Annotated in this window: 20 protein-coding genes; 9 read left to right on the forward strand and 11 right to left on the reverse strand. The window is 41.4% G+C overall.

Going from position 1 to position 24,165, the window contains the following annotated elements:
• Positions 1-116: 116 nt before the first annotated feature.
• Entirely contained in the window at positions 117-1,535 is a 1,419-nt protein-coding gene (locus FHS24_RS00200) for a deoxyguanosinetriphosphate triphosphohydrolase (RefSeq protein WP_183617679.1), read from the reverse strand.
• Between the two features lie 171 nt (positions 1,536-1,706).
• Positions 1,707-2,798 (reverse strand): redox-regulated ATPase YchF, encoded by a 1,092-nt coding sequence (gene ychF / locus FHS24_RS00205; protein ID WP_183617681.1) that lies wholly within the window; start codon positions 2,796-2,798, stop codon positions 1,707-1,709.
• A 342-nt stretch (positions 2,799-3,140) separates the two neighbouring features.
• Here ychF and FHS24_RS00210 point away from each other — a divergent pair, with 342 nt between their 5' ends.
• The 3 genes from FHS24_RS00210 to FHS24_RS00220 all read left to right on the forward strand — a co-directional run bounded on the left by FHS24_RS00210 (position 3,141) and on the right by FHS24_RS00220 (position 7,362).
• The gene (locus FHS24_RS00210) at positions 3,141-5,372 is read left to right on the forward strand and encodes an ATP-dependent helicase (RefSeq protein WP_183619045.1); all 2,232 of its coding nucleotides are present in this window, start codon (positions 3,141-3,143) and stop codon (positions 5,370-5,372) included.
• 331 nt (positions 5,373-5,703) lie between these two features.
• A complete protein-coding gene (locus tag FHS24_RS00215) occupies positions 5,704-6,951 on the forward strand; it encodes an NAD(P)/FAD-dependent oxidoreductase (RefSeq protein WP_183617683.1) in 1,248 nt (415 codons plus the stop codon).
• A 72-nt stretch (positions 6,952-7,023) separates the two neighbouring features.
• Complete coding sequence (locus FHS24_RS00220) at positions 7,024-7,362, forward strand: RidA family protein (protein WP_183617685.1); 339 nt, start codon at positions 7,024-7,026, stop codon at positions 7,360-7,362.
• Positions 7,363-7,494: 132 nt separating this feature from the next.
• Here FHS24_RS00220 and FHS24_RS00225 read toward each other — a convergent pair whose 3' ends face one another.
• Positions 7,495-8,682: a glycosyltransferase gene (locus FHS24_RS00225; protein ID WP_183617687.1), complete on the reverse strand. Its 1,188-nt coding sequence runs from the start codon at positions 8,680-8,682 to the stop codon at positions 7,495-7,497.
• 622 nt (positions 8,683-9,304) lie between these two features.
• On the opposite strand from FHS24_RS00225, the gene FHS24_RS00230 reads away from it, so the two are divergent.
• From FHS24_RS00230 to FHS24_RS00245, 4 genes are all read left to right on the forward strand, one after another.
• Positions 9,305-9,727 (forward strand): tetratricopeptide repeat protein, encoded by a 423-nt coding sequence (locus tag FHS24_RS00230; RefSeq protein ID WP_183617689.1) that lies wholly within the window; start codon positions 9,305-9,307, stop codon positions 9,725-9,727.
• A 153-nt stretch (positions 9,728-9,880) separates the two neighbouring features.
• Positions 9,881-10,924, forward strand: a complete 1,044-nt coding sequence (cobT, locus tag FHS24_RS00235; protein WP_233449067.1) for a nicotinate-nucleotide--dimethylbenzimidazole phosphoribosyltransferase — start codon at positions 9,881-9,883, stop codon at positions 10,922-10,924.
• Positions 10,924-11,811 carry an adenosylcobinamide-GDP ribazoletransferase gene (gene cobS, locus FHS24_RS00240; RefSeq protein ID WP_183617691.1) on the forward strand — a complete coding sequence of 296 codons (888 nt, stop codon included), beginning with the start codon at positions 10,924-10,926 and terminating at the stop codon, positions 11,809-11,811. Before cobT ends, cobS begins: the two co-directional genes overlap by 1 nt.
• Positions 11,812-11,848: 37 nt before the next feature.
• On the forward strand, positions 11,849-12,418 hold the full coding sequence (locus tag FHS24_RS00245; protein ID WP_183617692.1) for a histidine phosphatase family protein: 570 nt from the start codon (positions 11,849-11,851) through the stop codon (positions 12,416-12,418).
• Between the two features lie 124 nt (positions 12,419-12,542).
• On the opposite strand, the gene FHS24_RS00250 is transcribed toward FHS24_RS00245, so the two are convergent.
• From FHS24_RS00250 to ppsA, 6 genes are all read right to left on the reverse strand, one after another.
• Positions 12,543-12,767: a hypothetical protein gene (locus FHS24_RS00250; RefSeq protein ID WP_183617693.1), complete on the reverse strand. Its 225-nt coding sequence runs from the start codon at positions 12,765-12,767 to the stop codon at positions 12,543-12,545.
• A 271-nt stretch (positions 12,768-13,038) separates the two neighbouring features.
• On the reverse strand, positions 13,039-13,548 hold the full coding sequence (gene rplI / locus FHS24_RS00255) for a 50S ribosomal protein L9 (RefSeq protein WP_183617694.1): 510 nt from the start codon (positions 13,546-13,548) through the stop codon (positions 13,039-13,041).
• A gap of 26 nt (positions 13,549-13,574) precedes the next feature.
• On the reverse strand, positions 13,575-13,805 hold the full coding sequence (rpsR, locus tag FHS24_RS00260) for a 30S ribosomal protein S18 (RefSeq protein ID WP_010198808.1): 231 nt from the start codon (positions 13,803-13,805) through the stop codon (positions 13,575-13,577).
• 16 nt (positions 13,806-13,821) lie between these two features.
• Complete coding sequence (gene rpsF, locus FHS24_RS00265; protein ID WP_149489873.1) at positions 13,822-14,226, reverse strand: 30S ribosomal protein S6; 405 nt, start codon at positions 14,224-14,226, stop codon at positions 13,822-13,824.
• A gap of 310 nt (positions 14,227-14,536) precedes the next feature.
• Positions 14,537-15,520 (reverse strand): RDD family protein, encoded by a 984-nt coding sequence (locus FHS24_RS00270; protein WP_227671760.1) that lies wholly within the window; start codon positions 15,518-15,520, stop codon positions 14,537-14,539.
• Between the two features lie 258 nt (positions 15,521-15,778).
• Positions 15,779-18,163: a phosphoenolpyruvate synthase gene (ppsA, locus tag FHS24_RS00275; protein WP_183617695.1), complete on the reverse strand. Its 2,385-nt coding sequence runs from the start codon at positions 18,161-18,163 to the stop codon at positions 15,779-15,781.
• 591 nt (positions 18,164-18,754) lie between these two features.
• Between ppsA and ppsR the strand changes: the two genes are divergently transcribed.
• Together ppsR and sthA are read left to right on the forward strand one after the other, a co-directional pair.
• Entirely contained in the window at positions 18,755-19,651 is an 897-nt protein-coding gene (ppsR, locus tag FHS24_RS00280) for a posphoenolpyruvate synthetase regulatory kinase/phosphorylase PpsR (protein ID WP_221184993.1), read from the forward strand.
• Positions 19,652-19,831: 180 nt separating this feature from the next.
• Entirely contained in the window at positions 19,832-21,481 is a 1,650-nt protein-coding gene (gene sthA, locus FHS24_RS00285; protein ID WP_183617696.1) for a Si-specific NAD(P)(+) transhydrogenase, read from the forward strand.
• A 116-nt stretch (positions 21,482-21,597) separates the two neighbouring features.
• On the opposite strand, the gene FHS24_RS00290 is transcribed toward sthA, so the two are convergent.
• Together FHS24_RS00290 and FHS24_RS00295 are read right to left on the reverse strand one after the other, a co-directional pair.
• Complete coding sequence (locus FHS24_RS00290) at positions 21,598-22,827, reverse strand: ABC transporter permease (RefSeq protein WP_183617697.1); 1,230 nt, start codon at positions 22,825-22,827, stop codon at positions 21,598-21,600.
• Positions 22,827-24,164 (reverse strand): ABC transporter permease, encoded by a 1,338-nt coding sequence (locus tag FHS24_RS00295; protein WP_183617699.1) that lies wholly within the window; start codon positions 24,162-24,164, stop codon positions 22,827-22,829. The genes FHS24_RS00290 and FHS24_RS00295 overlap by 1 nt, the downstream gene beginning before the upstream one ends.
• Position 24,165: the final 1 nt, after the last annotated feature.

Here is a 24,165-nt window from a genome sequence, read left to right on the forward strand (position 1 = left end):
GAAAATACGAATAAAATAGACGGTTATCGTTGATTTTTCAGTTTTTAGACTCGATTTTAGACCGAGTTTTAAGCTCGGTTTTAAATTCGTTCTAGACTTCTTTTTAAACTTGCTGCTCAAACAATGGTGCCCCAATGCCCTTGTAGCTCTTGCGCCAATCGATACGCTTCATGGTCATTCATACCGGTTATAAAGTCTAAGACATTGAGCATATTGTGATAGGTGTCATCAGATAAAACGCGACGATGCTCATCAAGATGTGGCTGCAGCAATTTTAGCAGACGCTGCTGCTCAAAGGACATGTGGGTTATGGAAGCGCTGGTCTCGTTTGTCCAAGCCAATGGCATAAAAGCATCGAGCAGACGCTGCAAGCATTGATTGGCCATCAGCTCCATCCGTACTTTGCTTGGGTGATTAAATATCTTCTCACGTGCCAGTTGCTTAGCTTGGGTGATGCCGCTTTGTACGGTTGCATCACAATGGGCAAACAGGCTGCCCTGTAGCTTCCCTGCCAGCATAGCGTTACTATTGGCTACGAAGGCATCGGTGACGGCATTGACCAAACGCATCATTGCCCGTGCCCGCAGCGATGCCAAATGCTGCCTGACTGACACATGAGGGGGTAGGTTAAGAGTATCAGGATGCTCGCCAATCAGCTCATAAAAAATAGCCGCAACCTCCGCATAGCTTAGCATATTCAAATTGATGCCATCTTCCAAATCTATCAGCGCATAGCAGATATCGTCTGCCGCTTCCAATAAATACGCCAGCGGATGACGAGCAAAGCCATCGTGCTGCTCTGAGCGCGGCAGATGTAAGCACACTGCTAACTCTTCTAATTGTGCTGCCTCACTATAAAAGCAGCCAAACTTTTGCATATTAGTGGTGGGGCTACCTTGATAAATGCCATTGCTATGGGTCGCAAGCCAGGGGTATTTCATAAACGCGCCCAAAGTGGCACAGGTTAGGCGCATACCGCCTAAATCAGGGTGATGCTCATTGCGGGCAAGGATACGAAATCCCTGCGCATTACCTTCATAAGCAAGCAAATCCAACTGCTCATTACTACTTAGATTGTGCAAGACTTTTTGACGGTCAGGATGCATAAACCAGTCACGAATGGCGTACTCTCCGGCATGACCAAACGGCGGATTGCCAATATCATGAGCAAGACACGCTGCCTGTACAATCACGCCGACATCAGCGGGCGCTACGCCATTTGGTAAGCCGCTATCTAATTCATCATGCAGCTTTTCTGCCGCCATGATGCCCAAAGAGCGCCCAATACAAGAAACTTCTAGCGAATGCGTTAAGCGCGTATGAATACCAAGCTGATTGGTCAGGGGATGGACTTGGGTTTTTTGGTTTAGCTGGCGAAATGAGTGTGAAAATACCAGTCTGTCGTAATCTTTATGAAAGGATGAACGCGCGCTGTCTTGGGCAGGGGCTTTTTTATTACTACCTAAACGTTGGGCGCTAAATAACTTTGCCCAATGGTCACTGGAATTAAGCACTTGATTAGCAGAAGCAGTCATAGTTTATAGTCCGTTATTTTTATCATTTTATCGTATCGTTGCTGTTAGAGACGTTAATTACTTTAACGCTATTACCTTTATTATAATAAAAAAAGCCAGCAACGAGGCTGGCTTTTGGTTGTTCTTTACTAAGACTGTGTAAACTTAAGATCAGCTATTTAATATTAAAAGTTAAACGTTAAAACGGAAATGCATCACATCGCCATCTTGCACGATATAGGTTTTGCCTTCTAAACGTGATTTACCGGCAGCAGCTGCGCCTTTTTCACCGTTGTATTCGATAAAGTCATCATATGCAATGACTTCAGCGCGAATAAAGCCACGTTCAAAGTCGGTATGAATCACACCAGCCGCTTCAGGAGCAGTGGCACCAACCGCAACTGTCCAAGCGCGGACTTCTTTAACACCCGCAGTGAAATAAGTCTGCATATCGAGCAAGTCATAGCCACCGCGAATCACTTGGTCGAGACCCGCTTCTTCCATATCCATTTCAGCCAAGAAGTCTTTTTTATCATCTTCATCAAGCTGAGCAATTTCAGATTCGATTTGGTTACATAGCGCAATGACAATAGAGTCTTCACCAGTGGCATAGTCACGGACTGCGTCAAGATATGGGTTATTTTCAAAACCGTCTTCAGCAACGTTGGCAATATACATGGTTGGTTTTAGGGTAATAAGACCATAACTTCTAATCATTTTTTGTTCATCTTTGTCTAGATTGGCACCGCGAGCTGCCTGACCTTCCGCTAATAATGGCTCGATTTTTTTGAAAATATCGAGCATGGCGCTCGCGTCTTTATCACCACCTTTGGCTTTTTTGCTTAAGTTGTGGATAGCGCGCTCAACGGCTTCCAAATCGGCCAATGCCAATTCAGTATTGATAGTTTCGATGTCATCAATCGGGCTGACGCGACCGTCAACGTGTACGACGTTATCATCATCAAAGCAGCGTACCACGTGAGCAATCGCATCGGTTTCGCGGATATTGGCTAAGAATTGGTTACCCATACCTTCGCCTTTTGAGGCGCCAGCAACCAAACCTGCGATATCAACAAACTCCATCGTCGTTGGTAGTACGCGCTCAGGCTTGACGATATCAGCCAGTTTTTTCAGGCGTGGATCTGGCACAGGTACGATACCTGTATTGGGATCTTTGGTACAAAATGGAAAGTTTTCAGCGGCGATACCCGCTTTGGTCAAGGCGTTAAACAGGGTGGATTTACCCACGTTTGGTAGACCGACAATGCCGCAATTAAAACCCATAACATGCTCTCAATATATTAATAAAATCAGCCAGTATAAGACTTGGTACTTAGTCATTATAAAGCTTAGTAAAAGAGTAACTCAAAATTGGGCGTATTGTAGCAAATTTCGGCCAAAATGGGTGAGGTTGTTGTGCTTACTGTTTCAATTTTTATAGTCAATAACAATACTTAATAACAATTTAATACCGCCGTTTAATACCGCCATTTAATATAAATGTTCGTTACCAACGAAGCTCAGAGCTTTGTCTATTATGATAAGCTACTACCTATAAATGATGATGCATGCTGCTGCGCTGTTATCAATAGATAGCACGACAAACCATACCAAAGGCAATTTTTAATAATGACCACCATTTTTGCTACCCACCATTATAATTATCCGCAAAATTTCATTGATATGAAACCCAAGCTTAGGCGGCTTGAGCAGGCGATTAAAAAGCTCGAGGCCAATTTGATAAATGCGGATACTGAAATATTAGAGCAAAGGCTTGCCATTCATTTAGGGTTACAAGTGGATTATGCCAGTGAACTTAACCCCAATCAGCTATTGGCTGCTACCACAACTGAGGGCAAGGTGTTGGTTATCGCCGGTGCAGGTTCTGGTAAAACCAAAACGTTGACTTATAGAACCAGCTATCTGATAGAGAATGGCGTAGTGCCAAAAGAGATTCTGCTATTAACCTTTACCCGTAAAGCGGCTAATGAGATTAAAAGTCGGGCAAAAGCTTTGTTAGCAAGCCGTACGGCAGATAATAGTTACATAAACGGTAAGGCGCTAAATGATATCACTAGCGGCACTTTTCACTCTTTTTGCAATATGCTATTACGCCAATATTCTGGGCTCCTTGGTATCAATCCGCGCTTTACTATTTTAGATACTGGCGACAGTGAAGACGCCATCGACTTAATTAATAAAGAAAAAAAGTATCCGACCAAAATAACCAACCAAGCATTTCCGCGTAAAAAAACGTTGCAAAATATTTTTTCAACTTCTAGAAATCGCCGTATTCATATTCGTGAATTAATCGAAAACAGTTATCCTGATATCGCTGTGCATATTCCTATTATTGAGCAATTGGCCGTCGACTTTCATGAGTATAAGCGCGCCAATCATTTATACGATTTCGATGATATTATCAGCCAAGTGGTACGGCATCTAAAGCACAATGACACCTTTCGACAGCTACTACAAAAGCAATATCGTTATATCATGGTCGATGAATATCAGGATACCAATATCCCGCAAAAAGAGCTGATCGACCTTATCTGTGCGCCTGCGTCGGTATCGCTGATGGTGGTTGGTGATGATAACCAAAGCATCTATGCCTTTCGCGGCGCCAATTATGAAAATATCTTATTGTTTGGTGAAAGTTACCCTGAAGCAAAACTGATTAAATTGGAGCAAAATTATCGTAGTACGCCAGCAGTTTTAGACTATATCAATGCTTTATCGGCTCAAATCACTTTAGGCTATCAAAAGCAGCTGTATTCGGGCTTATCAATAGCAGGCATAAAGCCAGTTTTTCGCCGTTTAAGCGATGAAACCAAAGAAGCGAGATATATCGCTGATAAAATTATCGAATTAAAACCGGATTACGATTATCAAGATTTTGCCGTCTTGTGCCGCACGTCCTTTCAATCCAACTACGTTCAGCTTGAATTTATGGAACGCAATATTCCCTTTATTGTCGTAGGCGGCATCCGCTTTATTGAAAGACGCCATATCAAGGACATCTTAGCCTTTGTCAAAATACTTTATAACCCAAATGATACGATTGCATGGCACCGTATTTTAACCTTGTTTAAAGGGGTAGGAGCAGTAACGGCAACGCGCTTGACCCAAGCGATTAATGCCGATAGCAATGTTAATAATAATGTTAATAATAATGTTAATAATAATCTTAATAATAATGTTAATAGTAACGTTAACAACAATACTTTCGAGCCGCTACTATTACCGTCATTTGCGAAAAAAAGCCCACAGCTTAAATCATTGCATACGACTTTGACCAAAGCCAGTCAGGCAGAGTCAGTCGAAATAGTGATTGAGCGGATTCTAGAGTTTTATATTCCTCTGCTAAAAACGATTGAAGAGAATTGGCGGGAGCGCAGTGAGGACTTTCGGGTACTCAAAAATTTGGCTACAGAATATGACAGTCTCGATAAATTCTTAGAAAACCTTGCCCTTGATCCGCCGAATGATTCAGTTGCTACCGCAGGAGAGCGTGAGAAAGGAGAAGATAGTAATGATAAAGTCACTATTTCGACCATTCATAGTGCCAAAGGGCTCGAATGGCCAGTCGTTTTTGTCAATTCATTGGTCGATGGTATGACGCCTCATCATCGCTCGCTCAGTGATTTCGAAGAGCTTGAGGAAGAACGTAAGCTGTTTTATGTTGCCTGTAGCCGCGCTAAGAGCAGATTATTTTTAACCGCGCCAGAGTACTTCTCAAGCTATTCAGGATACTTTGATAAACCATCAAGATTTATCGCTGAGCTATCTGCTGATAAGTTAACGGTCGAGACCAGCAAAAAATCTATAAATGAGAGTGAGGATCCGATTTGGTGGTGAGAGATAGAGAGTAGGAAGCATTATTAACGCTAAGACAATAATCAAGTCATCAAAGCTGCTAATATCATAAAATTTAGCAGCTTAATTCTGTGATATTGATTAGTTTTTTTCTTCATCTCATTGACCTAAATCATCAGTATTTTTTCAATCATACTTCCATTATTCCTATCAAAAATACCTTCCTCTTAAATGCATAACTAAAAGTATTTAATAGCAAAAATATTTATATCATAAGGGTTTAATCTGGCGCTCAATGCGTTACTATTACTACCTTATCTATTATTTCTCATGTTTCATACTTTATATTAAGACCTTAAAAAAAGGACACGTTATGCGCTATGAAGTGATCGTTATCGGTGCAGGGATGGTCGGCACCTCAGTTGCTTGGCATCTACAAAAAAATAACGCTCAAGTATTGTTGTTAGACAAAAAATTACCGGGCTCTGAGACTTCATACGGCAATGCGGGGTTGATTCAACGTGAAGCGATTCATACACATCCGTTTCCACGCCATCTGACTGAAATGATACGCGTATTGCCGAACCAAGGGACCGATATTCGCTATCGTATTCCGGCGATTTTGCGTTATCATCAGGCGCTATTGCAGTATTGGAAATACTCTACACCTGCTTCAGTCAAAAAAATAGAAGCGGAATGGCAGACGCTGATTGAGCATTGCACCAGTGAGCACCAAACCATGATTGAAGCCTCTGGTGCTGATGAATTGATTACGCGTGATGGTTGGTTGCAGCTGCATCGCTCTGAAGAGACTTTTAAAGAAGCCATTGCTGCCGCTATTGATGCACGCAATCAGGGTGTTGAGCATAAGGTCTTGACGGTTGAAGAGTTAAAAGCCATGGAGCCTAGCGCCAATTTTGATGCGTTCGTTGGCGCGATTCATTGGCTTAACTCTTGGCAAGTTTCAAACCCAAGCTCGCTTGTAAAAGCCTATGCCAAAAACTTCCAAGAGATGGAAGGTACCATTAAAGAAAGCAGTGTCAAAGAAATTGTGCAAGAAGAAGGTGGCTGGAAAGTCGTTACTGACAATGACACTTATTATAGTGATAAATTGGTCATTGCCGCTGGACCTTGGTCGAATGATTTAATCAAACCGCTTGGTTATGATTTGCCGTTGTTCCCGATGCGTGGCTATCATCAGCATTTTAAAGTCAATGAAAAAAATACCATTCATCATAGTATGTTTGATATGGATAAAGGCTTTGTGATGGGGCCAATGCAACAAGGTATCCGCATTACCACCGGCGCTGAGATGACTACTATGAATGCGCCAAAGAACTTTGGCCAATTAAATACCGTGTTAAAACTTGCTCGCAAAATACTACCTCTAGAAGATGCCGTTGAGAGTGAAGCATGGGCAGGCTCACGTCCTTGTATGCCTGATATGAAGCCGGTTATTGGTCCTGCACCTAAGCACGATAAATTATGGTTTGCCTTTGGTCATAGCCATCAAGGCTTTACTTTAGGACCGATGACCGGTCGTATTGTCGAAGAAATGATTCATGAAAAGCCGCTATTGGTCGATATTAAACCCTTTAGCGCCGATCGTTTTTCTCGTTAAATAGTCGTTAAAACATGACTTGTTCCTATACTTGTGTATTCAGGCACTCTAAAAAATTAAGGATTATAATCCATGCAAAAGCTGCATAGTAATCAACGTATGAGTAAAATCGTAGTGCATAACCAGACCGTTTATTTATGTGGTCAAGTAGGTAATAGCGAAGATGATATCAAAGCGCAAACCTTGACGTGTTTAGAGAAGATACAAGCACTGTTAGAGGAAGTGGGCAGCGATAAATCAAAGCTATTGTCAGTGACGGTCTGGATAAAAGATATGTCAGACTTTGCTGCAATGAATGAAGTGTGGGATAAATGGTTTGAAGGCGTGCAGCCACCCGCTCGTGCTTGCGGCGAGTCGGCGTTGGCACGTCCTGAGCTATTGGTTGAGATGATTGCCATCGCTGCTGAGTAAATTCTGCCGTTTAATTGGCTATATTAACTGCTTAGTTTGATAGCTAAATACAGTAAAAGGGTGTGATATGATATCACGCCCTTTTCATAACTCCTTAATTTTTTCTATTTTTAATATTATAAGGGTTCTACATTATTCGTTTACTACTTCATCCAATAGCTTTACCTTATTAAGGCGGTGCAAGTTTATTGTTAGCAGTCTTATATTATCGAAGCTATCTTTTAAAATTAAATCTCTATAATCTTTTACTTGATGAGCTACTCTATTTATTAAGTCTTCAGTACAATGCAGTGTTAATTTTTTAAAAGCTTGATAAGATTCTTGGGTTTTACCAAGTTTGTAAGCGTTCAAACACCACTCATAATATGACCAGTATTGATAGATATTCTTTGTAATAAACAATCGATTACCTTCAGGTATACTTAGCTCGCTAGCTTGTTTAGCATAAACATATGCTAAGGCTACATTCTTGTTCCAACTATGTCTTCTGGATAAGTGGTACCAGCATTCTGCTCTCATTGGGTCTAGCTCTACTCCTAAGCGCCAGTAATATAGAGCATCTTTATAGTTTTCTCTCTTTTCTAATAGCAAGCCTAGTTCCTTATAGCTACAATATACCTCGTCTTTCCATCCTTTGTTTTCTAATATTACTCTTTCTTTGTACCATTCAATTGCCTCATCAATCAACCCTGCATCCCTGTAAGATTGAGCACAGTAAAAAGCATAGCGTGGTAGTAAATCAACATCTTCTCCAGACAGATAGGCTTGCTTTAGCATTTCAGCGTCATCTGAATACTTATCCTTATTTAAACTTCTATTGCCTTTTCTACCCGATATAACAAAATAATCACCATTAACTTCCTCTCGTGTCTTTTCATCATCACTTTTAAGAAACTCATGTAAAACTCCGTACCACTTATATGTACCGTTGTTTTTTACGATCAGCTTTCGGTAATACTTAAGAGTGTTTGACTCATTTGACATCTGAAAGTAATAAGCATCTTTATTTAGTTTTGGTAAGTTAAGATTACCCTCTACCGAATCATCTGCATCAAAAATTAAAACATAATCTGCCTTATCTTTACATGCGTATAAAGCTGCATTTCTATTGTGACTGAAGTTTTTCCAGGATTCTTGATGTATTTCACCCTTTATACCTTTTTTCTTAAAGAAATTTTTGATAATAGCGATAGTATTGTCGCTAGAGCCAGTATCAGAAATAACCCAATAAGTAATCGGGAAATAGCGGCAAATATTCTCTAGTGTATCTTCTATGATATGACTCTCATCTTTTACAATCATATTAAGGCAAAGGGACATAATTGCTCTCTTATTAGGTTATGTATTAAATTTATTACTTACTATGAATAAGTAGTAGTTTAAAGATTGGTTAGCTTGTAATAATTTTTCTAATATCTTATTAGTTATTTGATTCTAGCTTCGTCAATGCAAAGAGATTTAACTTCATAAACGATATTTCTACTTTATATTTTTTTGATTATAGATATAGCAACGAATCTTATCAACTTTAGTTTTGTGCCAACTATTATAAAAAATAGATTATAACGATTAAAAATTTAAGTATGTTTAAAGAGTGAGTCTTATCATCAAAACCGCTAATAAAAGTAAGGTCTACCCCTTACCCCTTACCCCTTACCCCTTACCCTTTGTCAGACTCTAAGTCTATTATATAAATTTAAGCTATAATAATATTCCCAAAAAAAGCTCTGACTCGTCCTGAACTCTTGGTTGAGATGATTGCCATCGCTGCTGAGTAAACTCTGCCGTTTTATTGGCTATATTAACTGCTTAATTTGATAGCTAAGTACAGTACAAGGGGATGATATCGATATCACACCCTTTTCTATGAGTTATTCAAGCAAATTAGTCTATAATCACTATCATTAGCGTATTTGACGAACAACTAACAGGGTTATCCATCATGATTAATACCAAAATATATAAATCCATTTATGTTTTAGCAGAGAAACTGCTAGAAGCGGACAGTAAAAACGATCAAAAAACCTTTGATATGCTGTACGCGCAGTTAAAGGATCTTTGCATCGAAAATGAAAAAAGCGATAAAGATCATCCTGAACAATGGGAAACATTGGCTGACTTTACCGAAGATTTGGACGAAGCGCTGATTATTTATCAAAAAGCCTTAGATAAAGCCGCGGCGATTAATTCAAAAGACCATTTGGCCTCAATTGCTTTTTCTATGGCTGAGCTGCAAATCGAATTAGGTCAAACAGAGGCGGCTATCGAAAACCTACAAAATGCTAAAATTAGCGCCAATAAAATCGAAGACAGAGAATTCAAAGTTGAGATCAACGAATTGCTGACGAAGCTCTTGGCGGAGTGAATTTAAGCCGTGGTTATGAGTATGAAATCAAGTGCTGTATAAAATGATAACAGCTACTTTAAAGTAAAAAAAGCGCTCAAAGAATGGTAAAACCCACATACTCTGCTAGTATGTGGGTTTTGTTTTATCTGTATAAAAATTAGGGTGGTTTCCTTGAAGACATTTATAGCTCCTATGATTGCAAATATAGAAAATAACGAGCTGCGTCAGCAGTTGCAGCAAATCATCGACCAAAAAACTAAGCCGCTTGGCGCCCTTGGACGCTTAGAGACACTCGCTGTGCAGTTGGGTATGATTCAAGGGACGGTCACGCCAAAGATTGAGCAACCTCAAATTCGAGTGTTTTCTGCCGATCATGGCTTAACCAAGCATGGCACATCTGCGTATCCTAGTGCCGTCACTGCACAGATGGTTTATAACTTTTTACAAGGCGGCGCGGCTATCAATGTCTTGGCACGTCAGCATAACATTGCGCTAAAAGTGGTCGATGCTGGGGTAGATGCTGACTTTGCACCGCATGCACAATTAATCGATTATAAAGTCCGTCACGGTAGCCGAGATGCGTTGACAGAACCTGCTATGACTACAGCAGAGTGTTTAGCAGCATTAGAGAACGGCATGGCAGTGGTTAAAAGCGTAGCGGGCAATTTGCTGATTGTTGGGGAGATGGGCATTGGCAATACTTCAGCGGCAAGTTTATTGCTGGCAAGATTGGGCGATATACCGATTAATGATTGTATCGGTCGTGGTACCGGTCTTGACGATGCAGGGTTACAACACAAGGCAAGTATTTTAACGCATGTGTTAGCGCGCCACCGTGAAGCAAAAGCGCCATTAGAAGTACTTGCTGCGTTGGGCGGGCTTGAGATTGCTATGATGGCAGGGGCATTGATTCAGGCCGCCAGTGAGCGTCGTATTCTCCTAATCGATGGCTTTATTGCCAGTAGCGCGTTGTTGGCTGCTGAGCGTCTAGTGCCCGGTGTTGCTCAATATGCTATATTTTCCCATCACTCGGTTGAACCAGGGCATGCACATTTATTAAAGCTTCTTAATGCTGAGCCATTACTTAATATGGGTATGCGCCTAGGCGAGGGCAGCGGTGCAGCACTGGCGTATCCACTATTACAGTCAGCTTGTGCCATTATAAATGAGATGGCAAGTTTTAATGATGCAGGTATTAGTGGACAAAATAGCTAATGTCACAATTATCAAAAAAGCCATTAAAACAGCTATTAAATCAACCAGAGCCGCCACAGCAATCATCGTCTAAACCAAGCGTTGGTCAATTTGTAAAGCATGAATGGCGTCTATTATTAGTGGCGGTACAATTTCTAACGCGCCTGCCTGTACCGCAATTTGCCAATTACAATCCGCAGTGGTTGCACCAGAGCAGCCGTCATTTCCCTGCAGTAGGTTTATTTGTTGGACTGCTTTGCGCTGGCGTATTTTGGCTAGGTAATATCTTATTTACGCCATTAGTCGCAGCAGTGATGAGTACAGCTTTTGGGATTAAGCTCACTGGCGCGTTTCATGAAGATGGACTTGCCGACAGTTGCGATGGGCTTGGCGGTGGTCTGACCCGCGAGCGTACGCTAACGATTATGAAAGACTCACGTTTAGGGACTTATGGAGTTTTGGGTTTGGTTTCAGCGCTACTGCTTAAAATCAGCTTGCTTACCGCAATGCCACTATCAGTTGCCATTGTTGCACTCATCATTGGGCATACGGCATCGCGCTTATTATGTATTAGCTTACTGGCGCTATTGCCTTACGGTGGCGAGATTGAGCATGCTAAAGCCAAGCCAATGGCGCAGCAGCTGACGCCCTTCCAAGGGCTATTGAGCAGTGGTTGGTTGCTATTGGCTGGCGTGCTCGTTATGCTTTTGTTTCCAAATACCGTGCAGCAGATTGGTATGTGGCAATGGCTATTGGCTTTATTGCTAGGTATCGTAGCGACAGACCATATGCGGCGCTTATTATACAGACGATTAGAGGGTTATACGGGTGATGGTTTGGGTGCCACGCAGCAGCTGAGTGAGATTGCTATTTATATTGGACTTGCTGCTTCTATACCGCTTATCTGATATAAAAGTCATGGTCAAAATAGGATACTAACAGCAAATGATATTTCATATTTGGCGCCATCCAAAGCCAATTGCAGCTAATGGGTTTTGCATCGGACAGACTGATGTTAGTGTCGATAAACGCAAACTTAAACGCCTTGCTAATAAAATACAACGCTTTGTCCGTCTACATCAATTACCAAAAGTAATTTGGGTCAGCCCGCTACAGCGCTCATTAAAAGTCGGTCAGATACTGGCGCAGCACGGCTTTCAATATTATGTCGCCCCTGAGCTTGCAGAGATTGATTTTGGTAATTGGGATGGTCAGCCTTGGGTACAAATACCCAAACAAGAGATTGATAACTGGTGTAATAACTTTGCTGAATTTGCACCCAAGGGCGGCGAAAGTTTACAGCAGTTATTTGAGCGTGTGGAGAACTGGTTAAATGAGATTGCTAGGCAAAATAGCAGTCATAAACGAATATTGGTCGTCGGCCATGCAGGCTGGATAAATGCTGCCAGTATAATAGTCGCTGGGCAAGAGGTGCCAAAGATAGCCGCTAAATGGCCGCGACCTGTAAATTACTTAGAATATCGTCAACTAGATTTTTATCCGAAAAAAAACTGACCATTCATAATGGCCAGTTTTTTGGATAATTTTTTTCAATAACATAGTTTTTCAATAACAAGCTCTTCTAAACACATATCTTTCTTAAATAGGTGGTTTTTATAAATGCCTCAATAAAAATCTCTTAAGCGATCTTATCAAACCAAGCTTTATTGTCTTTAGGGCTCATAGAATCAAAACTAATATAGATACCTTCGTCATCTAAAGTCGCGTACCAGTGATCATTGTTATTACCCGTCAGCACTTGAAAGTATTTATTATTAACAATTCTACCAACAGTATATATCTCGCCTTTTGAGTAAAACGCGTTACCCTTAATACATATTAATTTGTCATCAGTATTTATCATATTATCCCATTTTTTTCATAAGCATATAAATATACGAATATAGGATAGCAACTGGGCTAATGCTATTAAAGATGACTTTATAAGCAGTAATTTATTATTAAGTATAAGTTGTACAGGTGTTTTATTACCAAGTATCGCTCTTATATACTATTGTAAATTTTATTATAAACAACGTATAAATCCGAAATGCCTTATCAATACTAAATAATTTGCCAAACAAAAAAGCCAGCAACATGACGTTACTGGCTTTTCTTTAGACTCGTACTAAATATTACTCTTCAGAATAATCTTCGTTCTCGTCTTCAACTTCTTCTGCTGAATCTTGGTTGTCGCCATCTTCTGAAAGAATGGTTACTAAAATGCTAGCAGTAACGTCGTGGTGTAGCTGAATATCAACATTATATTCGCCAACTTGACGTAAAGTGCCTTCAGGTAGCTTGATTTCAGCACGGTCAACTTCTAGACCTGAGTTAGTCAATGCTTCAGCGATATCGCGAGTACCGATAGAGCCGAATAGCTTGCCTTCGTCACCTGATTTAGCGCGCATGATAACATTAACGTCAGTTAATGCGTCAGCACGTTCTTGAGCGACAGCTACTTCTTTTGCTTCTTCAGCTTCAAGCTCAGCACGACGTGCTTCGAACTTTTCAATGTTAGCTGCAGTAGCAGGTAGTGCTTTACCCAAAGGGATAAGAAAGTTACGTCCGTAACCTGGTTTCACATCGACAGTTTCACCGAGTTTACCAAGGTTGACGATACGCTGTAACAAAATAATTTGCATGAGTCATTCCTAGTTAAAGTTAACGGTTAACCCTGATGGTTATCAGTGTATGGAAGTAGCGATAAATAACGAGCTTGCTTGATAGCAGTCGCTAGTTGACGCTGATACTTAGTAGACGTACCGGTAATGCGGCTTGGTACGATTTTACCATTATCACTGATATACTGTTTTAGCAATTCAACATCTTTATAATCGATGTGAGTGATGCCTTCAGCAGTGAAACGGCAGAATTTGCGACGGCGATAGAAACGTGCCATGAGTATTCTCCTTTAATTAGTCTTCACTGTGGTCGTTGTCGTCACTGTCGTTTTCACGACTGTCAGGACGACGAGTAGTTGCTTTGCGTGCGCGTTTTTCATCGGCATTCTTGGCTAACTGCGACTCTTCAGTGACAGCATCGTCACGGCGCATAACTAGACTACGAATGATCGCGTCGTTATAACGGAATAATTCTTCAAGTTCAGCTAAAGTCTCACCGTCAGTTTCAATGTTGAAAAGAACGTAATGAGCTTTGTGAATCTTGTTGATTGGGTAAGCCAGTTGACGGCGGCCCCAATCTTCTAGACGATGGATTGCACCGCCGTTGTCTTGAACTAACTTGATATAGCGTTCAACCATGCCGACCACTTGGTCGCTTTGGTCTGGGTGTACAAGTAACACCAGTTCGTAATGTCGCATTATGACTCCTTACGGATTAGTAGCTATTAACCCTATGTTAATAGCAAGGAGATTTATAAGGTAAGCCCAAATTTTATCGAATTCTATAAAAACAATAGGGGATAAGCTTAGTTTATAAAGCGCCGTATTATAACAGTAGTCAGTGCTTAACACAAAGGTTAATCACTAAGCAGCTGTCAATAAACAATAAAAGCAGCAAATACTGCTCTACTAATAAAAAAGCAGCGCCTAAACGCCACTTTTTAATATAACTTTATGATATTTATAATAATTTGTTTATAACAAGGCTATAAATTAATTATTAAGTTAATTATTTTACTTTTGGCTGTTTAATCAATTGGCTGCTATCTGCTTTTACCACTAAGGTTTTAGCAAGTTTGTCATGCCAACCGATATTTTCATGACTCTTTGATGCCATATAGTAATGAACAATAATGACCACAAACCCTAAAAAGCTGGTAAACGAAAACAACAAGTTATAAATAATGAACAATAGCAGGGTACGCATGCCGATAAGCTTGATAAAAGACGGCAGGCGATGCGTTGTTTGATCGACGACGCGAATACCGGTAATCAGCTTACCGAGTGATTGCCCACGTAAGGTAATAAACACCAGTTGCAGTGCAAACAAACCAAATACCATCACTTGTGACATCATCAAGGTGCTGCTTGGAATACTTTCCATCAGCGTCATTGAGTACTGATAAGCGACGTCCATATCTTGGATATTTTGAAACTTGGTATAATCCACATCCATTTTGGTTAATGCCATGACTAGCGGAAAAATCGCTAATACATATAGTAAAGCATTAAGTGCCGTCGCTAATACTCGCGACATAATAGGCGCAAGCACAACATTACCTACGACTTTATCGTTGTCGGAAATCTTTTTGGTGCCAGACTTGTTCAATGACACATTATTATTTGGCTTGTATTGACGATTGGTTGTCATGTCCACTTTGCTGTTTTTAGCATTTTCTGCTGGACGTTCAGGCTTACCATATAATCTGTCTAGCGATACGGCTTTGTCGTCTTGATTAGTGCCGCTAGCAGAATCTTCTGGAAAGATAGTGACATTATTAATAATAGAATCGTTATTATCTGTCGTCGCTATAGGAATAGGACGGTAGTAAGTCTGATTGTTGGTTAAGTTACCGACACGCTGCCACTGATCTAAGCCTTCATGCCATATCAAATCATCTAATACGACTTCGCCAGAGGTGAGCATGATATTGAGCTGATCCAAAGTGTATGGACCGGCTTGTACGTTATTTCGAGCAAGGAAAATCTGCATAATTGCCTACATAGTTAGTCATATCTCAAGTCACTTTTTATGAGTAGCTGCTTCTAAAGAGCAGTCTTTAAGGAGATGTTTTTAAAAATCTATCTTTAAAAATTTAAAAAACCATCTGCAATAAACTGTCTTCAAAGCTACTTTTAAGTCACTTTTGGTAATACATTATATTAGGGTCTATTTGAAAAAATCAAACAGACCCTAATGATTATATTTTACATGACGATGTGAATTAACGCTGTGACTGAACGTTACGGCTTACTTCGCTTCTTCACCCGCTAAGAAGAACCAAGTATCTAACACTGAGTCAGGGTTTAATGATACTGAGTCGATACCTTGTTCCATGAGCCAGTAAGCAAGATCTGGATGATCTGATGGGCCTTGACCACAAATGCCAATGTATTTGCCAGCTTTATTACAAGCCTCAATCGCCATAGATAATAGCTTCTTAACCGCAGGATCACGCTCATCAAAGAGATGTGATACGATACCTGAGTCACGGTCTAGACCAAGTGTTAACTGGGTCAAATCGTTTGAACCGATTGAGAAACCATCGAAGTGCTCTAGGAACTCATCTGCTAATAAGGCGTTAGTTGGTAGCTCACACATCATGATAACGCGTAGACCATTTTCGCCACGTTTTAAACCATTTTTCGCTAGCAACTCGATGACTTCTTTGGCTTCGCCAACAGTACGTACGAATGGAATCATAATCTCGACGTTAGTCAGACCCATCTCATCACGTACGCGTTTCAATGCTTTACACTCAAGCTCGAAACAGTCACGGAAGTTATCAGAAACGTAGCGGCTAGCACCACGGAAACCAAGCATTGGGTTTTCTTCTGATGGCTCGTATAATTTACCGCCAAGCAAGTTAGCGTATTCGTTTGATTTAAAATCAGACATACGAACGATCACTGGCTGATCCATAAAGGCAACAGCTAGGGTTGAGATGCCTTCGACCAATTTATCAACATAGAAATCAACTGGTGACGCATAACCGGCGATACGCTCATTGATAGCTTGGGCGATTTCACGTGGTAAGCTATTCATGTTCAGTAAGGCTTTTGGATGCACACCAATCATACGGTTAATAATAAACTCAAGACGCGCAAGACCAATACCTTCGTTTGGCATTTGGGTAAATGAGAAGGCGCGATCTGGGTTACCAACGTTCATCATTACTTTGAACGCAAGCTCTGGCATAGATTCAACAGAGTTGGTTTGTACTTCAAAATCAATCTGACCTTCATAAATAAAGCCAGTATCACCTTCGGCACAAGAAACGGTTACGTCTTGACCATCAACCAATAATTCAGTGGCATTACCACAACCAACGATAGCTGGAACACCAAGCTCACGAGCGATAATAGCAGCATGACAGGTACGACCACCACGGTTGGTGATAATAGCAGAAGCACGCTTCATGACTGGTTCCCAATCCGGATCCGTCATATCTGATACCAATACGTCGCCGTCTTGTACTTTGTCCATCTCGTTTAGGTTGCTAACGATACGTACTTTACCAGCACCAATACGTTGACCGATTGAACGACCTTCGCATAGGATTTTAGCATCACCAGTATTAATGATATAACGTTCCATGACATTGCTGTCTTGGCGGCTCTTAACGGTTTCTGGACGTGCTTGAACGATAAAGATTTCACCGCTATCGCCGTCTTTTGCCCACTCGATATCCATCGCTTGACCGTAATGCTTTTCAATAGTCATCGCTTGTTTAGCAAGTGAATTCAGCTCTTCAGTCGATAAAGAGAACTGCATGCGGTCTTGTTTTTCAACATCGACAGTTTTTACTGATTTAGTGGTGCTACCTTCATCACCATAAATCATTTTCTTATGCTTGCTACCTAGGTTGCGACGGATAATCGCAGGTTTACCGTTAGCAAGTAATTGTTTTGATACGTAGAATTCATCTGGGTTAACCGCGCCTTGCACGACCATTTCACCCAGACCGTAGCTTGAGGTAATAAAGACCACTTGATCAAAACCACTTTCGGTATCTAGCGTGAACATAACGCCTGCAGCGCCAGTTTCTGAACGTACCATACGCTGAACGGCAGCAGATAGCGCAACACCTTCGTGCTCAAAACCTTTATGCACACGATAAGAGATAGCACGGTCGTTATATAGAGAGGCAAATACTTCTTTAATCGCAATCAGAACGTTATCAATGCCGCGAATGTTCAAGAAAGTTTCTTGCTGACCAGCAAATGAAGCATCTGGCAAATCTTCAGCAGTAGCAGAAGAACGTACCGCAACCGCGATGTCTTCGCCGCCACTCATGGTTTCAAATGACTGACGCACTTCTTGCTCAAGGTCACTTGGCAGCTCTTGCTCAATAATCCAAGTACGGATTTTTTTACCCGTTTCGGCAAGCTTGTTGACATCATTAACGTCAAGCGCTTTAAGCTCGTTGTTGATTTTGTCCAATAAGCCTGTTTCTGTCAAAAAACGATTGAACGCATTTGAAGTGGTCGCAAAGCCACCTGGAACGCTGACACCCAAATCAGATAGATGGCTGATCATCTCGCCAAGCGAGGCATTCTTGCCGCCAACCATATCAATGTCATCTTTTCCTAGCTGATCAAGATTGATTACAAGTGCTGTAGATTGCGCTGCCATGATAACTCCAGAAAATAAGGTTATTTAGTAAAGATTATAATGGTCGATTATACCCCTATATTTGGATAATTTCGATACCTAGAACCAAAAAATTCGTCAAAAAGATACAAATTGTGGGGATTGCTACATATTTGGGAGCCAAGAAGTAAATATTTGTCTTTTAGAATATATTGAAAATGGAAATGTGACAGATCTTATTAATCTATTCACAACAGCTAATGTCCTATAAAGCGTCTAAAATTTGCTTAAAGCAGTTTTAAAATTTGCTTCTATATCTATATATAGGTGACCATCGAATTACTGATTTAAAAGTGAGGTTTGTCTTTATGCTAATTTTTATACAAAGGCTTCTAAGTGTACGCCTGTAACATTGATTTCTATTAGACCGCTATTATGCGTATAATATAGCGCATAGATATGTTTAGGACGCGGTCATGCTACTTAACAACTAATAATTATTAATGAGCATGGTGAATTTGTTATAAGAATTTTTTATTATAAGTTGTTATAAACGACTATTAAGAGTCGATTGAAGATTTTTCAGCGCTAAGCAACAGCGATTATTGAGGTTTTAACTAAGGTGTGCACGTTATGTTTGTAAACAATCCGCCCGAACCAGCCAATCCTACTATCCAAAACAAACAAGCATTAGAAGTAGATAACGCTCAAAATATCAGAACCGCTTTTTTTATCTCTGATGGTACGGCGATTACAGCCGAAACCCTTGGACGCGCTATTTTAAGTCAGTTTGCCTCTGTCCCTTTTGAAACTCGAGTATTGCCTTATGTCGATAGCTTAGAGCGTGCCGAAGATGCTGTTGTACAAATCAACACTGCTTATCAACGAGATGGTTTATTGCCATTGGTGTTTGATACGATTGTCAGTCCTGAAATTCGCGAAAAAATCAACTCAGCGCATAGCTGTAATTTGGATATGTACGAAGGTCTCATCGGTCGGGTAGCAGAAGAGACTGGTGTTGAGCCGGACGGACATTCAGGTCATGCCCATGATGATGTTGACTCTGAAACTTATAAAGAACGTATCGATGCCGTGCATTTTGCTTTAGACAATGACGATGGCGCGCGCACTCGCCATTATCATGCGGCAGATATTATTCTTATCGGGGTTTCGCGTTCTGGAAAAACGCCGACTTCATTGTATTTGGCATTACAATTTGGTATTCGGGCGGCAAACTATCCCTTAACCGAAGAAGATTTAAACGACAATAACCTGCCCAAAGCCCTACGTGAGCATAAGCATAAGCTGTTTGGCTTATTAATCGACACCGATCGCTTAGTCAAAATCCGTCAAGAACGTCGTGCTGGCAGCCGTTATTCTAGTTACCAGCAATGTCAGCAAGAACAGCGGGCGATACAGGGGATTTATATCTCGCAAGGGATTCCAAGCCTTGATGTATCAGAGATGTCTGTTGAAGAGATTGCCACGCGTATCTTGCAGATGACCGGTCTTAAGCGCCGTATCGGTTAAATATAGTAACCAATCACGAATAATGGCTACGGTGATAACGTAACTGTAGCTAATATTGCAAAATATCCTATCACAACGTATGGTAGACCCACTTTAGCGCCATGACTTGACTGTATGTAGACATGCAGACATTGATGACCTAAAAAATAAATAGATTCATAAATTAATAAAGAGGATACGATGGGAAGCAAACCTATAAGCGACGCGACCAACGATACTGGTAAAGACACTCAAACCGAAGTGTCTAATAAAGAGAGCGGCCGCGCGCCAAACCCTGAGCATACTGAGGGTAAAACTAAAAAAGCGAAAATTGAGCAAACCCATGAGCAAGTCACTGACGATATCATGCATCATCCTGATTTGGTCAATCCGCTAGATGATACTCGTATTGATATTAAAACCCCTTTTACCAAAGACTCGCAGCGTATCAAAGGCGATAAACACAAATATGAGTATGACGTTGTCGTTTTAGGCGCAGGGCCGGCTGGTGAAGCGGCGGCGATGAAGCTGACGAAGTCGGGTAAAAAAGTAGCGGTTATCGACCCACGTGAACAGGTCGGTGGTAACTCTACCCATGTCGGTACCATTCCAAGTAAAGCATTGCGTCAATCGGTTTTTAACTTGATTAACTTTCGCCGTGATCCTATGTTCACCAAAGCGATGGAATATCAGCAAGTGCCGCTAAACCGTGTATTGGCCAATGCGCGTCAGGTGATACGCAATCAGGTGACTACGCATACGCGTTTCTATGAGCGCAATCGCATTGATGTGATTCACGGCTGGGCAAGCTTTCTTGATGAGCATACTTTAAATGTCGAAAAAGACGATGGTGTCTTTGAAACCGTTACCTTTAATAAAGCCATTATCACCGTTGGTAGCCGTCCTTATCGTCCTGATATTTTAGACTTTAACCATCCGCGTGTTTTTGACTCTGATAAAATCTTGCAAATGGATTATGTGGTCAAAAAAATCATCATTTATGGTGCAGGGGTTATTGGTTGTGAGTACGCTTCTATCTTTACTGGTCTTGGCTATAAAGTTGACTTAATCAATAACCAAAATCAATTGCTTAGTTATCTCGACAGCGAAATTAGTGATGCCATCGCTCATGACTTTAGACAATTTGGCGTGCTGATTCGCAGTAATGAAGAGATTGACCATCTTGAAACGCATGATGATTATGTGGTCTTGCATCTAAAAAGCGGCAAACGCATTAAATCAGATGCTATCCTTTGGTCAAATGGGCGCTCAGGTAATACAGAAGGCTTGAACCTAGAAGCTATCGGGCTTGAAGCCAATAGCCGTGGTCAGCTCAAAGTTGACGATACCTATTGCACTGGTGTTGAAAATATCTATGCGGCGGGTGATGTTATCGGCTGGCCATCATTGGCTTCTGCTGCCTACGATCAAGGACGCTGTGCGGCGGCATTCATGGTTGGCGATAGTGATGCAGAACCAGTATCGAGTGTGCCAACCGGTATCTATACCATTCCTGAAATCTCTTGTATCGGTAAAACTGAACAAGAGCTAACCGATGAAAAAGTACCGTATGAAGTTGGGCAAGCATTCTTTAAACATCTGGCACGCGCGCAAATCATCGGTGAACGCTCAGGGGTGTTAAAGATTTTGTTCCATCGTGATACGCTTGAGATTTTAGGCATTCATTGCTATGGCAATCACGCGTCAGAGATTATTCATATCGGTCAAGCAGTGATGAAGTGTAAGAGTAATAATACCCTTGAGTATTTTGTTAATACGACCTTTAACTATCCAACGATGGCAGAAGCTTATCGTGTGGCAGCCCTCAATGGTTTAAATCGCGTTTTTTAACGTTTAGTTCTTTAGTGTTTAAACCGTAAGATACATAAAAAAGCGCCTGCTCAATGAGTAGGCGCTTTTTTATGGCATTTTTTTAATAGAGTAAATGTTACGAGACTTTATTTACCTTAATAGCCGGTTTCACTTTGCGGCGTACGCCAGCGAAATAGCAGCAGTAATATAAAGTAAAATAGCCACAATCCTGCCAGTGCATAAAAGCCAGTGGAGACTTGCGCTACACTGGCACCCATCTGATTGAGCTGGACTGAGGTATTAATCGCAGGCGTCGTCGGTATTAACCAGCGTATAATTTGTAAAAATTCTGGCAATTGATGGGCAGGCCATGGATAACCACTGACAAAAAACATCGGTAGTGAGCTGAAAATTAAGATTTGCATACTGCGCTCACGCTGGCGGAACCATAGCCCAAACACGCAGCCCAGCGTGGCCACAGTCGGACAAAATAACAGTAGAAATAGTAGGCTGCCGAGCATGTTTTGTCCGCGCGGATAATGATGCAGCTCAAAGGTCCAGCCATAATAGAAGCAGCCGATGATAAAGCTGAACATACTGAGCGCTGTAATACGTCCGAGCCAGCCGCGAATACTGGTAGCATGACGACGTTGTTCATACCATGTACCAATTAACATCGCTGTAGACATCAAAAGGGTTTGCTGCAGAATAAGAATAGCGACCGCTGGCACCACGTAAGCGCCGTAACCTTCGGTTTGGTTATATAAGGGAATAATTTTTAAGGGCACTGCTTGGGTGCTTGCCGCTGCGGTCGCAGAATAAGCTCCCTGCGCCACACTTTTTTTAATCTCAACCCCTGCTGATACGGTACTGACTGCTTGCAAAAATCCCATTTGGACGTTTTTATTTAATAAGAAATAGCCACCATTGCCCAATACACTGACGCTTGCCGCTTTTCCAGACAATACTTGCTGCTCAAGCCCGCTTGGAATAATCATATAGCCGGCAATGTCATCAGACCAAATGGCCTCGGTGGCATCCTGCTCATTTAAAAAACGCTTGGTATCTAACTGCGGGCTGGCACTGGCGTATCGGACGATGGTTCTTGACAGATTACTATTGTCTTTATCGATAATACCGACTGGCACATGATTGACCACTTCTGTTGAATACGGCCAAGGATAAAAGAAGCCATAAATAATCGGCGCAATCAGTAATAATAACAGTACACCTTTATCAGAAAAAACGTCTTTAATAGTTTGCACAAAACTGTGCAAAAAACTTTGTGATGAATCGTCTTTTAAATCGGATGGCGCATTAGATAGCTTGTCTTTTGGTAAGGTAGAGTTTTTTGATGAGACAGGCTCTTTCTGTAATATAGACATTAGCGTGCTCCCCAGCGTTCAGGATGTGCGAGCGCGCGTTTGCTCAATAATGCGGCTAAGAACATAGCAATAACGGTTGCTAGCGTCAGTCCATAGACTATTGGTAGTGAAATGACAACGGGTGCTTGCATCTGTAATTGGGCAATATGTAGCTTAAGATAATGGGTAAGTGGTAGCGCATCTGACCAATGCTTGGCGCTGTCACTGATAGCGATATAAGGAAACGTAACTCCAGCAAAGGCATAAGAAGGTGCTGAGATAAAACCGGTTGATGACAAGCCCATACGTAATGAAAAGGAAGTTAGGGTAAATATCGCGCCAAGCCAAAATGACAACATCATCAGTAAGACAAGACCGATATAAGTAGCAATAATGGAGCTAATAGCGACGGCCTGATGCGGAGTCGCAAGCCATAACGCTAAAATTGACCATAGGCTATAAGCGAGTGTTGGCCAAAAATACTTACCCATTAAACCAGAGAGCAAAACTAATACACTTGCTTTTCTAGGCTTATTATCTATAACAGAGATATCATTGTCTACAGCAAGGGTTGAAGCTGCTAGGATTTTGTCGTTTTCAATATTGGCTTCAATACTGCTTAAGTCAGGATAACCGCTTTCAATAAAATCATACCAACGACCGATTTGCTTATCGCGTAGCTCGCGCCCAATGGTCGTAGCACCGATTACCATCGCTAAGATATGCAGCAGCGCCGGGATAACCGTTGACGCTAAAAACTGCTGATAATCCGTTGCGGCATTAAATAAGCTAATACGCTGAATACTAATGGGCGAGTAGGCAATCGCTGCTTGTGATGGTGCCATACCTTGTTTTACCAAACGCTGTATCTCAACGCCTGCCGATAGCGTACCAATCACCGATTGCACGCTGGTTTGGATAATGCCAGAGTGAGTGCCGTATTGGGCATTTACTTGCAGCACGATAGGCGCAGGTTTACTCGATGAGATATTGCGCGAGAAATCCTCTGGAATAATAACTACTGCATAAATATCACGTTGTAAAAGTGCTGCTTCTACTGCTGCTGGCGAATAATACAGATGTTTGACCGTCAGATTCGGATTGGCTTCCAAATAACGCACGGCAGTATTGGCAATAGGACCGTGATCTTTATCGATCACGCCGATGGGCAAGTCGGTGATTTGTATTTGTGAAAATATCCACCAAATCAATAGCACGGTCGCAAGCGGTATCCAAAGCACCATGCTCAAATCCCAAGGATTTTTGGCTAAAAAACGTCGCTCGTAGCCAGCACTGCGTACAAAAGCGCCAATCAACCCCTTTTGCTCACTTAGCTTCTTTTGCTTAGTCAAGCGCATG

Origin of the sequence: Psychrobacter luti, assembly GCF_014192115.1 — a bacterium.
Classification (GTDB): Bacteria; Pseudomonadota; Gammaproteobacteria; order Pseudomonadales; family Moraxellaceae; genus Psychrobacter; species Psychrobacter luti.